Below are 12,767 nucleotides of genomic sequence, written 5' to 3' on the forward strand. Positions count from 1 at the left end.
GGCAGCTTCCCTGACGCCCAGGTGTACGCCTGGCCCGACGGCCAGGGCGGCGCTCACGTGGTCATCGATTCGATCGAACTCGGCCCCGGCTGGGCTCAGGAGTCGACGTGGCTCGCCTTTTCGGTCAGCTACCTCTACCCCGACGCCGACTGCTACCCGCACTACGTTCGCGCCGACCTCGCCCATGCCGATGGCCGATCTCTCAAGGTGCCCTTCCATTTCGGTAACAGGACGGCAGTCGTCGCCGGATCGACACCACGGTCGTCGTGGGAAGCAACATCACCCGCCTGACTCCAACACCCTCCGAACAGTCGTCGACACGCGCGGAGGACGACCACCAAGCTCGACTGTTCGGGAGCGCCGGCCAGGAAATCCTCCGCCGCTCTCGGATTGGGATCGTGGGGTTGGCGGCGCCGGAATGCTTGCTACCGAATTCCTCTCTCGCCTCGGCGTCGGAGAGCTGGTGGTCGTGGATTCGGACAAGGTCGAAATTACGAATCTCACACGTCTACCGGGCGCGCTCCGCCGAGACGCACGCGCGATCCTCACTCACCCCGACCGACCTCGTTGGGCGCGGAAGCTGGGCGGCAAGATTGCCCGCGTGATCACTCTGAACGGGATCGCAGTCAGCAACGCCTTGACGAGGCTCACTCTCGCCCTGACCGGGCTTAACTCGGATGAGCCGATAGCGCACCACCGAGTTCACCCGCGTCGCGACGATCACGCCCACGGTGAACCAGCGCGAGACTCCGGGTGCACGGTCTGCGGAATCCGCGGCATCACGGGCCTCGAAGATCTACGACCCCTACCGCTCCCCCGGAACTGACCTCGCGGTAGCCGATGCGCTGGACTGCACTGTCATCGGGACTCACGCCCTGCACCAGTCATGCTTCCGGAGATAAAGGATGGGTCGAGGCCGAGCCCCATTTAGCATGCGCACCCTAGCACATGTCGTGGCCGACGACTTAAGGGACACATCGTCCTGCCGCCACAGAAACTCGCCGACCCCGACGCTCGCGCCTAGTGAGCGGCGGCTGCCGCCGAGCACGGCTCGTTCTACCGGAAGAACAGGGCGCGTTACCGACCGCCAAGCAGATCGCCGCGGCCTTCGACTAAACCGCTGACAGCAATCAACGAGCCTGCTCGCCACGCTCCTGCGAGAGTCCCACGGAGCGGCGGAGGTTGGTGTTCGGCACTTGCACCCGACCGGCCTGGGCGACCGCCTCGTTCGCGGGGCGCCCCTGAGCGATGTCAGCGCGCATCTTCACATCGATGAGGTCCTGCTGGATCCCGTGGGCCTTTATCTCGTTCGCAGTGGCCGTGCGCCGGCCCGCGCTGTCGTAGGAGATCTCGCTCTCCGAGCGCAGCGCGTCGGCCCATCCTTCGGTGCCAGCCGGAGTTGCGTCAGCGGATCGGGCTGTCTGCGAAGGCAGGGGTTTGTTCTTGAAGTAGGCGGCTTCGTCGCGGTTCTCTGCGGCGAGAGCGCGCAGCCGCTCAGGGGTCTCGGTAGCGGTGCCGCCGGCGTCAGCTTCCTGCTCGTAGCGGGTCGCCTCGTCCAGGAGGACGTCGATCACCTCGTGGACGTCGCCGCGGTCGAGCGCCCGCTGATAGCGGTCATCGAACTGGGCGAGCCGGTCAGCTTCGGCCTCGGCTCCGAATTGGTTCAGATGCCCCAGCTCAACCTCTGCCGCAATCGACTGGTTGAGGTCCCCGCCTGCCGCAGCTCGCTCGGAGGCGGCGGCTTTGTCGGCGGCGGTCTGCGCGCTGGGGTTGTCACGGTAGAGCTGAGCCTGGGCGCGGGCGTCGTCCGCGAGTACGCGCAGCTGGTCGGGGGTCTGCTCGGAGGTACCGCCCTCGTCTGCTTGTGCGTCGTATTCGCGTGCGTGCAGCTCGAGCGCGGCCGCCTGGTCGACGTTCTCCTGCCCGTCCTCGGATCCGCCCTGATCGATCGGCGCGTCGGCTACGTCGTTGCATGAGGCGTTGGCGCGGCGCTCGTCGTCGTCGTCCATCATTCGGCGACGACGGCGGCGTCGACCGTCGTCTCGACGTTGTCCGTCCGTGCTCCGTCGACAGCCGCGCGCTACTCGTCGGTGAGCAGCTGCGGAAACTTCTCCGCGACGGCGAGGGCCTTTTCTGCGGAGAAGTCGGCCGGCTGGTCGTTGCGCAGCTTCTCCGCGATGTATGCGACGTCGACGCCGAACCGATCCTGCACCTCGCGCGCGATGGTCTGTGTGGCACGCTCGGCTACCGGGTCGAGGTCCTTCCACTGCTGCGCGGTTGAGAGGACGTCAGCGATCTGCTAAAGCTCGGCGCGCTGGCGCGTCCCGGGAGTCTTCGTGGTCGGCACCTGCACCGCCGGCCCTGCTGCCGGAGTCAGGCGCGTGGGCACCGGTCCGCCGCGACCCGCGGCGAGGTCGGCACGCTGCTTCGCGGCCTGCTGCTCAGGCGTGAGCGCGGCAACCTGGTTGGCGGTGATCCGCGCGGTGTAGCCGTCGCGGACGACGGTCAGGCGCTGCGTCATCATCCGAGCGAGCCCCTGCGACCGGTGCAGGTTCCCGGCAGCTTTCGCGGCGCGGAAGATCGACGCCACCAGATAGGCGACTCCCCGCTCGGGCACCTCCAGCGTGCTCCCTGAATTCGGAAGGACGTTCTCGCTGCCGTCGGAACGCTTTACACGCACGACCATCACCGGCACACGACGTGACGGTTCGGCCAGGTCGCGAAGGGCCCGACATGAGCACTGCTCACGGTGCGACGAGATGCCGGCGCAGCTCGGCGAACACCTTTTCTGCCGCGGAAGTCGCTTCGGCTCGTGAGCATCCCGCGGCCGCGGCGGCGTCGCGCATCGCGGTGAGGACGAGGCGCGGGTCCGTTCGAGCGTCGGATTCCGGATCGGGCTGCGCGAGTTCCGCGACGCGGAGTCCGAAAGCCTCCAGCGCAGCAAGGATCGGAGGCGTGTGCTCGAGGCTGTCGCCCGCGACCTCGAGGGCTCGCTTCAGCCGCGACATCGCTGTCAACCGCTCCTCCACCGCGGTGATCGCACGTTCTCCGATCGGCGAGGCCTCAGCCGCGCGGATCTCCACCGGCGACTCGTAGCCAAGGTAGCCGCTGCTCAGCGGTAGTCCTGAGCCGGCCGCAGCGAGCTTCCACGCCGCACGCGCGGTCTCGCCGTAGACGGCGCGACGCCGGGCGTCCGCATCGGACTCCGGCGTGTTCTGAGCGAGACGCAGGAGGGCGTCGTTCACTGCATCCGCGGCGAGTCCCGCGTCCGCCGCCCCGATGTTGCGCCGCGCGAACTCGAGAAGCCGCGCTTCGGATTTACGGTCGCGCAGGAACTCGTCGCAGAGCACCTGAAAGTATTCGCGATTCACAGGCGCACTGGAACGCCAGTCGTTCATCCGCCGCCGTCCGCTCGCTCGCGCCTGGGCCACACCTGTTCCCGTGCGGACCTGCTCGAGCACCGCGGCACGCAACCGGGTCCGCGCGGAGCCGACGCTTCGCAGCAGCGAGTGATCCTCGCGGAGAAGCTCGACCAGGAGGTAGCGAACGCGAGTGGTCGTCCGAGTGCGCAACGAGCTGCGTTCGTCGGCGCTGAGTCGCCGCCCTTCCCTCACCTCCTCGACCGAGAGCACCATCGGGCGCACGGCCTCCGCGACCTCCGGCACAAGACCAGCGAGGGGAGCGAGGACCTCGGCAACGGCGAACACATGATGAACGAGCGCAGGATCGACGGGGGCGGCTTCGGTAAGCCCTCCCAGCGCGGCGACGACCGCGACATCCGAACCCGCTGCGCGACACACTTCGAGGGCGAGCGGCGTCACCGCGGCGGCAGAGCGCGAAGTCCTCCGAGGGAGGATATCCGCATACAGCGGGCGCAGGATCCGCTTCAGGGCGGACACGGTCAACGCGTCCGGACGTGCGGCGACGGCTAGGCGACACGAGAGATCGATTGCCGCGCGTCGGGAGTCGGGAGAGGAATGGCGGGATGCGCGGACGCTGGTGTGTGTTGGCATCATCGGCGGGCCTGATGGTCCGCCGTGCAGTTGCTCGCCTTATGCGAGGTCGGAAACGTAGCACGCCTGGGGAAGCACGAACAAGAGTCGGGGGTAGAGACCCGGGATCGCCTTGGAAGGTACGGGCGCAATGCCCGCACGGAGTAGAGGAGCCGTTCGTGCCCGTTCCGCCTATCCGACACTTCCGCCCGTTGCTGTCCGCGATCTCTGCAGCGGCGGTCGCGATCACCTGCCTCGGGGGATGCAGCGCGGTTGCCGCACCCACAGACAGCGCACTGAGCCCGGAGTGCGATGCGGCTCGCTCCGTAGGTGCTTGACGAGCTCCAGCTCGATCTGGAGTAGCTGCGTCGGCACCGTCCCGAGGCCATCGCGGACCCGGATGACGCGGCCGACGCTCTCCCCGCCGCGTCGGCGGCTGCCGAGACAGAGGCGGAGGCCTCCACCGCTGCAGGATCCCTGCACACCCTCACCGAGTCGGGCGCGGAGGACGAAGCCGCGTTACGCGGCGCGCCGTCGCGGTTGCATCCGTCCCTGCGGGATCCGAATAATAGACACACGGTGTCTCGGTCCCGCTCGAGGGACGCTGACACTTGTGCCGTCCGAGCGTATGAGGTGGAGCTCATGGCCTGGACCCAAAAGCCGCTCGCCGACGATGCGGGGCGGGTGCTCGCCGCGGCGGCGGGGCTGCCGCTGTCGATGACCGACCGCGACCGCCTCATCACCGCTTTCGACACAGTCTGCTCTTCAGAATGGACGCGCGTCGCGATCGTGCTCGATCCCGAGCATCTGGAGAACCTCCGCGTCGTCGGTCAGCTCTATCGTCAGGATTCGCTCGCCTCGATTCTTGAGGTGGCGGATTCTGTCGCGACGGCCTACGAGTTCCCGCGCATCGATGCCGCATCGCTCGCTGTGGCCCTTGCCGTCACCTCGTCGAAAGGCGCGGCGCCGCGTGGCGAGGGAATGGATTCGACGGTCGATGTCGTCGCGGAAGCGTTTGGCCTCGGGGTGTTAGAGAAATCCTCCGAGATCCTCAACCATCATCTCCGACGGTTGGAGGACCGAGATTTCGGGAACCGCGGAGAGGGAGCGGAGCTGTCCATCACTCCCCTGGGCGTCCGGCGACTCCGTCGCGCCGTCACGCTACACCGAGTGCTGATCGTCATTGGGTTCGTCGTCGCGGTCATCGGCGCGGTGGTGTCGCCGCATTGGTGGGTCTGGCTCTTCGTGCCGTTCGTGCTCGTCTCGGCGCGGACGCCGGGCGGCTTCGACTACCTCGGGATCGAGGCCGTTCCCGCCCTCGCCGTGCCCGTTCGCCGACCGATCCGTCCGGTCGCGGCTCTCCTCGCCGCCGTCTGCGGACTCCCGTTGATCGCGCTCATCCTCCTCGTGGTCGAATTCGTGTCGAATCGGATCTCCGTCGTCGGGGAGCGAGGCCAAGCGGATCAACTACGGTTCCAGGGCCCCGAGGTGGACTCCTTCGGCACGTACGCACCGGTGATCGCGCTCCTCGCTCGCACAGCGGAGATATTCAACATCGCGCGTCGCGCCGCTGTCCTGTCGCTCTCCTGGTGGTCGATGGTCGTTGCAGTGGCATCTCTTAACCTGCTGGAACTGTCGACCGCGTCCCTGGTGTCCTTCGTCCTGATCGTCTTCTTCGCCTGTCGAGGCTGGGTGATCCTCGCGGTCGTCTCCTCGATCGTCTGCATGCTCGAGTTCGGGGATCCGCCGCAGACCGTCGCCGTCGCGCTGGGGATCGGGATCATCGCCTTCCTGCTCCGCCTGCACGCGGAACGGTTCCCGCGCGCGAGGGTGCCCGTGACCGTACGCGAGCTCGGCATCTCCGGCATCCCGCAACGGTTTCGCGCTGCGCGCATCCACGGGGCGATAGCCGGTGGCCGCTCGGATGCCGCGCTCGACGCGATTGGACGGATGCGGGAGGGCGAGGCACGCGCACTCGACCCGCTGGCCGCCTGGGCGCTCGTCGAGGCGACGCGACCGAGCGAGGCGCGCGTCGTCGCCGCGCGACTCGATGCGGCGTTCTCGCATCTCGCCGATCTGATCGACTGTCGCGCCAGTCGCGACCTCGGCGACGCCGAGGCGGCCGTTCGAGCTGTCCAGCGCTATGCCGAGAACGGCACGATCCGTCGGCCGAATGCCGTCCTGCACACCGAATTCGTCATCGCGTCGCTGCAGGCCGATATCGACCGGGGAACGCTCGACGGGACCCTCGAGCCGGTGCTGAGCCGCATCCCGCTCGAGGTGACAGCGGAGAGCCTGCTCCAGACAGCCACTATGCTCCGGCTGCTGTCCGCTCTAATCGAGAGGTCTCATCCAGAGTTGTCCACGATCTCTGCGGGCATAACGATGGCGCTCGTCCGAATCGCACGGAAGACGAACGATGGTTGGTACGCGCCGGTGTCCGCTGCTCGGGTCTTGGAACTCGAGGACCTGCGGTGCGTCACGCAGATAACCCTGGCCGAGCTGCGCTCCAGGCCGACAGCGACCGCCGTCGACGAGGTCGCCGCCGGATCGGGAGCGAGCGAGTTCCTCTTCAGTTTCAACCGGCCTCTCGAGGCGGCGCGGACACTGACAGCCGCAGCCGACGTCATCGCGGATGAGCCGCTGTTCCGGCGTGAGACGCTCTCTCTCCGTATCGAGGCGCTCGTCGCGCTGAACGCCGTCCGCCACTCGATCACCGATCCGGCCGAGCGCCGCGGCTGGTGGAGAACCTTCGGATCCCAGGTCGAGAAGGCGATGGCCGCCGCGGCCGCCAGCCACGAATGGCGCACCCTCGCAGAACTGATCGAGACCGCTCGGCTGCAATCCGCCGCTGCCACCGACTCCACCCGAGGATGGGCCGATGACTCCATGGCTCCGTTCATCCGGGTCCACGGTCGCTCCGCATTCGAGAACTCCACCTGGTACGGCGCCCGCTCAACGGTCGCGTACGACCTGGAGAGCCTCGCCGCTGCCGTCGCCGGTGAAGGCGCGTGGTGGTGGAGCACCTGGATCAGTGGCTCGACGTTGTACTGGACCCTGCTGTCCCCGACCGCGGAGTGTTCGGGGGGCAGCGTCGACCTGGGAGACGGTCTCGGAGACACACTCCGTCGCCTGCGGGACGCCCTCCCTATGCCCTATCCCGACGAGGATCCGCTTGATCGCGCCGACCGGGTGCGATACGGGGAGCTGGGGCAGGGCGGGCGAGACCTGGAACACGCCTTCGCGAAGGATCTGGGCAGGCTGATCCCCGATCGGCTCCGCGAGGCGCTCCTGCGCGGCGAGGCACCCGGGCTGGCCGTAGCGCCGGCAGCTGCTCTCGCGACAGTCCCTTGGGCCAGCATCGATCTCGGGCCGGGCTTGCGCGACCTCCGGCTCGTCGAGTGCACCAGGGTTGTGATCGCACCGCCTGCGGCGACAATCGCCTCGATCTTCAGCGCATTCCCAAAGCAGGACGCGTCCGGAGACGAACGCGCGGTCAGGTTCGCCCTGCTCGATCCCGGTCACGACCTTTCGGCCGCGCGACGGCTGCGCACATCCATACCCCAGGACGCGGAGGTGATCGGCTCGGCCGACGGGCCGACACTGGACGTGCTTTCCGCTGCACTGCGGCGTGTTCCCGCTCGCTCCTCCGCTGTGTTCGCCTGCCACACCAGCGATTCTCCAGACGGCGCCGGCGCCGGCGCCGGACTCGTCCTCGGGCCGAACGAGGTCCTATGGGCCTCCACCCTCCTCGAGGAGCCGGAAAGGTTCCCAATGCCGGAGCAGGTGCTCGCGCTCGCCTGCGGCTCAGCTGATCTCGACGCAACCGATACCGGAGAGTGGACGACGCTCGGACCCGCGCTCCTGCGCGCCGGTGCCGCGCGTGCGGTGGTCACCTCGTACCCGGTGTTCGATGAGACCCCCCTCGATACAGCCCTCCTCGACGGCATCGGCCACGGAATGAGCGTCGACGTCGCGCTTCGCCTCAGCCAGCTCGACCTGCTGGAACGCTGGCGGGCCGGCGACCGGTCAAGCGCGCCGATCCTCTGGGCGGGACACATGCTGATGGGCACTATCGCCGCCTCCGCCCAGCAAAGCCCGACGAGTCTGTCCGCCGAGCGCTCAGTCCTCGTCTCCGAGTCTCTCGTCAAGATGCTCGACAGCGCGGCCGCGCTGACCTTCGCACACGGAGGCGACGCTGTCACCCTTGCGGATGTGCAGTTCGAGTTGGCCATGTGGGGCCACGTCGACCATGTCACCGGCCTGCGACGAGTCGGCGCTCGAGCACTGACTCGTGCTGCGTGGTTGGCCGAGTTCCTTCGTAGTGGGCAATCGCTGCGAAGGCTCGGCGACGAGGTGGCGCCGTCGACGGTGTCGTTCTCAGACGATGCCCTTGGACTCGTCGAGGACGCCGTCGCCTTGGCAGAGCTATCCCGACACGGGATCGTCGACGTCGACCACCTACTGATCGCGGCGATGCGGCGCGACGACGGATTCGCAAGGATGGCGCGAGTCGCCACGGGATGGAGGATGACCGAGCGCGAGACGGCGCGCGCGTTCCTCGTGGAGGCGAAGCCGAACGCCTTGATCTTCATCGGGCGACCGCCGACGCGATTCCTTAGCCTCGACGCCCTGACAACCTTGTATGACCGCTGCGGCGCGATTATGCCGCCGCTCGGATCGCGGAGTCGACCATTCTGGAAGGACGACGCACCGTCGGGCGAGCGGGTGGCGGGTCAGCGCTAGCTCAGAAACCGCCGGCGGCGTCCGGCTCTACCAGGTGAACGACGGATCGGGCGCGCAAAACGGCGTGGTACCGGCTCTCGGCGACACCGACCCACGACGCCATCGCCACCGTAGGCTCGGCGAGCGTCGTGAACGGACTCGGGCCGAGCGGTCGACGGTCGCCGCCCAGCAGCCCGACGACCGACGCTGCTGCAGCACCTTCTGAAAAGGCGACTCCGGGCTGATCGCAAGGGCCTTCGCCCATCGCGCCGACAGACCGGTCGTCGAGGATGAGCTCCGCCAGCAAGGTCCCTTCGCCGAGAGCGTAGGCGACGCGGTAGGAGCCGTCTAGGGCCGCCCCAGCGATCTCCCCGGTCCATTCAGCGCGCTGATCCGCGTCCGCGATCTCGAACCGCCGCGCATCGAGGAAGAGGGCTGCGGGCACCAGCGCGGCCGCGGCCGCCGTCAGTAGCTCGTGCCTGCTCGGATCGGTTTCGGCGGCCGCCTGTCGTTCGTAGGCGAGCCCAACGTTGGCATCGCAATACGCGAGATCGGAGAATTGGCCGGCCCGCTGGTAGAAGAGCGCCGCCTGCCCGAGAAAGTGATGAGCGCGCGCCCAATCGTCGCGAGCGAGATAAGCGAGTCCGAGGTCGACGTCACAGCGGGCAACGCCGAGCGCGTCGTCAGCGTCGACGAACGCGACCCTCGCCTTCTTGAACGCGGAGACGGCCGCCTGCACGCGTCCTTCCGCGAGATCCAGTTCCCCGGTCGCCTGCTTGAGCACCCCTACGAGCTCGGGGGCCGATCGGGCGTAGGCGGCCGCTTCCGCGAGCTGCTTACGGCTCTCGTCGGTCCGTCCCTGGTTGAGACGGATGCGTGCCGCGACGATCGAGCACATCCCGATCAGGAACGGGTCTCCCCCGTCGCGGAGGTGCTCGGTAGCCCGTTCAACGGAGGCGCTCGCCTGCGCCAGCTGACCGGAGCGCCGGTACAGGTCCGCAAGGGTCACCTCGCACCTCGCCGTCCCGTGCGCGTCGGCGAGTGTCACGAAGGTCTCCCGCGCGCGCTCGTATCCGTCGATCGCGGCGGACAGCCGACCGCGATCCGCTTCGACGGCTGCGAGATTCGCGTCGACCTCGGCGAGCTGCCGTGGCCGCTCCTTCGCCGAGTAGTAGCGGCGAGCACGGTCGAACGCCTCGGCTGCCGCGTCGAAACGGCCCACCTTCTGCGCGGCGATACCCAGGTCGACATCGCACGACGCGGCGATCTCGGCGGCACCGTGCAGCGCGTGACTGACCGTCTCGTACAGCCGCAGGGCGTCGACGGTCCTACCGGAACGCTCCGCGGAGCGCGCCCGCGCGATCACGTCCGCCGCCCAGCTGCGCAGAGGAGGTGGTTCGGTCATCAATCCTCTTACCGTCGTTTGCTCATCCGCCTGCATCAGGATGCTAGCCATCGTTGCTCACCTTTGGGATGATCGGATCAACCGAGGAGGATAAGCGTGGAAGTCGGCGAGCACAGCCCCCGGTCGTCGGTCGAGCCGACATTCGTCGAGCTGCTGGTCTCGCCCGAGGACGGGCGCCGTGGTGCCGAAGACGATTCGGCGACCGGGATCGCTCTGTACTTCGCGATCCTCTACTCCGGTGCGGACGATGCCGCAAACATCGCGACGACCGCGCTGAATGAGGTGTTCGATCTGCGGGGAGCGGATCACCGGATGCCGGTCTCCGCGTGGCGCCAGGAGATTCGTGCCGCCGCGCGCAACGCTTCGATGGCGTCGTCAACCGACGCGGACGAGCAGCCGGATGATCCCGGTGTCCCGTTCGTAGAGGGCTACACGATGTCGGCCGATGTCCGACTCATGTTCCGGACCGCCCTGGACGACCTGAACCCACCGGATCGCATCGAGGTGCTCGGCTATCTCGACCTTGACGGTGGTCGGTTCGGCTCCGCGAATCTTCTCGGCTCCTCTGCATCAGCCCTGCGCCGGCTGCTCGAAACCACTGAACGCTCGCTCTCGGAAGGAGGGGACGCATGACCGAGGCATCGCCCGAACCTAACGCCCGCGAACGCGAGCGCGCACTCGCGATCATCCGGGCCGATATCGCGTACGAGTCCGGCGCGCCCGAAGCCGACATCCGGGTTCCCGACGGGTTGCACGAACGTGTCCGTGAGGCCGTGCTCGATTCGATGGCACGCAAGCTCTCGGCAGGTTCGATCGAGGACCAGCCCTGGCTCGAACTGTCCGCGAGTTCTCTAGGGATGCGGAACACGGCAGCCGAGGATCTGGTCGTCTACCCGGTTACCGACCCATCCTCCGGCATCGAGGTCGACGTGATGTTCCGCAGGGGTGACTGGCGGTTCCGGCTCATCGCGGTGCCCGCGGATGGCGAATGGGTGCTCACGGTCCGCTGGGGTGACGGCTCCACGACGCGCAGCGTCGTTCCGGAGACCGGCCGGTGGCGCGATGTCTTCATAGCTGCCGGTCGCGGCAACCCGCTAGGCATCCGGGTGATCGACGATCGGACGCTCTAGCTCCGTGTCGACGTGCCGTCGACGAGTGGGGTGACAGCTCTCTCGATACCGATGTAGGTCGACACGGCTGCCCAGTGCAGGGGTGAGGACCCGACCGGATCCGTTCCGGACGACCATAGTTCGAGACGTCCGCGCTGCCACTGCGCAATCGCGGCGACCGGGTCCTCCGCGGTGTGCGCGTCGTCGAGCGCAAGAGCCGTCTCGACCATCGGCTCGATGGCGAGGGCCGCGTAGCGTTCGTCGGTCGCGTAAGCGAGACGGAATGCGTGGTCGGTCGGTATCGTCCACTTCGTCGCCGTCACGTACGCGGCGCCGGAGTTGACGAAGGCCAGCGCGAGTCCGAACGGTTCGGGGGTGCGCAGATCGCCACCCGAACTGCAGGCGAGCAGGAGTACCCGTGGCGGAGCAGGCCAGATCGTCGCTCCGGATTCGTTCGACCGTCTTCCGGTGGGCCAGCGCATCGTCGATGCGGCGAGATCCGGCTCGGCCTGAAGCAGGACGGGCAGTCGCGCGCCGATGCTCGAGGTGCCTTCGAGGAGGTCGAGTGCCGACAGCGGTCGGTTCCGCTCGACGAAGCCTCGATCGAGGGCGCGGATGACAGACGCGACGCCGTAGCTCTCCGCCGTATCCGAAAGGAGCAGGGCGGTAGCCCCTGGTCCATCGGCGACAGTGACCACGTGACCCACGAACACGAGCCGCTGTGGCGGTTGCGCGTCCCGGAGAACGGTGGAGAGCGATTCTCGCGTCCAGCCATCGGCTCCACCGCGATGTTCGAGGCTCTGCCATCGTCGGGGCATCCGCTGCGCGCGAGCGGCGAGCCTTCCCGCGGCGTGGTCATCGAACACGTCCGATGCGACCCGGGTGACCGGGTCGATCACGTACACCACCCGGCTTTCGTCGCCGGAGGATTCCCACGGGCGTGGCCGTGCCGCGCGCCCGACGTGCATCCCGGCCGGAACCTCATAGACGACATCGGCCACCTCGATCAGTCGACGCTCCCGAAGGACGCCGTCGTCGTCCTCGACCACCAGTGTCAGCAGTTCCCATGGCACGAGCGAGCACGACGCGGCTGGGAAGACGCGGAAAAGGATCGGCTGTCTACGGTTGCGTACAAATGCATCCGCGAGTTGCCGGGCCAGCTCGGCCGGCAGCAGAAGCGCGGCAAGATCGCGCGCGAGCGCGAGTTCGTCGGCTAGGGTCGCGAATTCTCCCCGACGAAGGGTCTCCTCGATCCCCCGATCGGCTTGTGGGAGAGGTGAGGGCGCGGTGATCTCCTCCGCGCTGGAGCCATCGGGGACAGCGGCCGCGATCCGATTCGTCAGCGGATCGAGTTGCTCGGGGTCCATCACGTGATACTCGGGCTCGCCGGGCTCGGGTTCGATCCACTGCCAGAAGACGTAGGTGCGTCCGCGATCCACGCCGGCGAGGAAGAGGGTGGGTCTGCTCATGGCCCTCCTGGTTCGGTGCCGCGGATCCGGATCGCGCGGATGCTGCTCACGACTGTAGACACCGTGA

11 protein-coding genes are annotated in these 12,767 nt (G+C 67.9%); 5 read left to right on the forward strand and 6 right to left on the reverse strand.

Translation table 11 applies throughout. The features are described from left to right. The first annotated feature begins 21 nt into the window (after nucleotides 1–21). Nucleotides 22–291, forward strand: a complete 270-nt coding sequence (locus C5C95_RS17305) for a hypothetical protein (protein ID WP_181125545.1) — start codon at nucleotides 22–24, stop codon at nucleotides 289–291. Further along, nucleotides 191–826 (forward strand): ThiF family adenylyltransferase, encoded by a 636-nt coding sequence (locus C5C95_RS17990; protein ID WP_374954310.1) that lies wholly within the window; start codon nucleotides 191–193, stop codon nucleotides 824–826. The genes C5C95_RS17305 and C5C95_RS17990 overlap by 101 nt, the downstream gene beginning before the upstream one ends. Nucleotides 827–1,130: 304 nt before the next feature. Here the strand turns inward: C5C95_RS17990 and C5C95_RS03375 are convergent, their stop codons facing one another. From C5C95_RS03375 to C5C95_RS03385, 4 genes are all read right to left on the reverse strand, one after another. Further along, entirely contained in the window at nucleotides 1,131–2,012 is an 882-nt protein-coding gene (locus C5C95_RS03375; RefSeq protein WP_104323800.1) for a hypothetical protein, read from the reverse strand. A 68-nt stretch (nucleotides 2,013–2,080) separates the two neighbouring features. After that, nucleotides 2,081–2,212, reverse strand: a complete 132-nt coding sequence (locus C5C95_RS17780; protein ID WP_258064141.1) for a hypothetical protein — start codon at nucleotides 2,210–2,212, stop codon at nucleotides 2,081–2,083. An 87-nt stretch (nucleotides 2,213–2,299) separates the two neighbouring features. After that, entirely contained in the window at nucleotides 2,300–2,617 is a 318-nt protein-coding gene (locus C5C95_RS03380; RefSeq protein WP_104323801.1) for a hypothetical protein, read from the reverse strand. Between the two features lie 127 nt (nucleotides 2,618–2,744). Then, entirely contained in the window at nucleotides 2,745–3,899 is a 1,155-nt protein-coding gene (locus tag C5C95_RS03385) for a hypothetical protein (protein WP_104323802.1), read from the reverse strand. A 735-nt stretch (nucleotides 3,900–4,634) separates the two neighbouring features. Here C5C95_RS03385 and C5C95_RS03390 point away from each other — a divergent pair. Continuing rightward, complete coding sequence (locus tag C5C95_RS03390; RefSeq protein ID WP_146087042.1) at nucleotides 4,635–8,738, forward strand: CHAT domain-containing protein; 4,104 nt, start codon at nucleotides 4,635–4,637, stop codon at nucleotides 8,736–8,738. A 1-nt stretch (nucleotide 8,739) separates the two neighbouring features. Here the strand turns inward: C5C95_RS03390 and C5C95_RS03395 are convergent, their stop codons facing one another. Beyond that, nucleotides 8,740–10,173, reverse strand: coding sequence for a lipopolysaccharide assembly protein LapB (locus C5C95_RS03395; RefSeq protein ID WP_104323804.1), 1,434 nt, complete (start codon nucleotides 10,171–10,173; stop codon nucleotides 8,740–8,742). 45 nt (nucleotides 10,174–10,218) lie between these two features. On the opposite strand from C5C95_RS03395, the gene C5C95_RS03400 reads away from it, so the two are divergent. Continuing rightward, the gene (locus tag C5C95_RS03400) at nucleotides 10,219–10,755 is read left to right on the forward strand and encodes a hypothetical protein (RefSeq protein WP_104323805.1); all 537 of its coding nucleotides are present in this window, start codon (nucleotides 10,219–10,221) and stop codon (nucleotides 10,753–10,755) included. Then, on the forward strand, nucleotides 10,752–11,252 hold the full coding sequence (locus C5C95_RS03405; protein ID WP_104323806.1) for a hypothetical protein: 501 nt from the start codon (nucleotides 10,752–10,754) through the stop codon (nucleotides 11,250–11,252). Before C5C95_RS03400 ends, C5C95_RS03405 begins: the two co-directional genes overlap by 4 nt. On the opposite strand, the gene C5C95_RS03410 is transcribed toward C5C95_RS03405, so the two are convergent. Beyond that, the gene (locus C5C95_RS03410; protein WP_181125547.1) at nucleotides 11,249–12,700 is read right to left on the reverse strand and encodes a CHAT domain-containing protein; all 1,452 of its coding nucleotides are present in this window, start codon (nucleotides 12,698–12,700) and stop codon (nucleotides 11,249–11,251) included. The genes C5C95_RS03405 and C5C95_RS03410 overlap by 4 nt on opposite strands. Nucleotides 12,701–12,767 lie beyond the last annotated feature (67 nt).

The sequence above is a fragment of the Rathayibacter sp. AY1B7 genome (assembly GCF_002932735.1).
Classification (GTDB): domain Bacteria; phylum Actinomycetota; class Actinomycetes; order Actinomycetales; family Microbacteriaceae; genus Rathayibacter.

Excerpts from the sequence above, each read along its gene's own strand:
- C5C95_RS03405 (WP_104323806.1), top strand. The coding sequence starts at position 10,752 with ATGACCGAGGCATCGCCCGAACCTAACGCCCGCGAACGCGAGCGCGCA.
- C5C95_RS03390 (WP_146087042.1), top strand. The coding sequence starts at position 4,635 with ATGGCCTGGACCCAAAAGCCGCTCGCCGACGATGCGGGGCGGGTGCTC.
- C5C95_RS03395 (WP_104323804.1), bottom strand. The coding sequence starts at position 10,173 with ATGGCTAGCATCCTGATGCAGGCGGATGAGCAAACGACGGTAAGAGGA.
- C5C95_RS17990 (WP_374954310.1), top strand. The coding sequence starts at position 191 with ATGGCCGATCTCTCAAGGTGCCCTTCCATTTCGGTAACAGGACGGCAG.
- C5C95_RS03375 (WP_104323800.1), bottom strand. The coding sequence starts at position 2,012 with ATGATGGACGACGACGACGAGCGCCGCGCCAACGCCTCATGCAACGAC.
- C5C95_RS03410 (WP_181125547.1), bottom strand. The coding sequence starts at position 12,700 with ATGAGCAGACCCACCCTCTTCCTCGCCGGCGTGGATCGCGGACGCACC.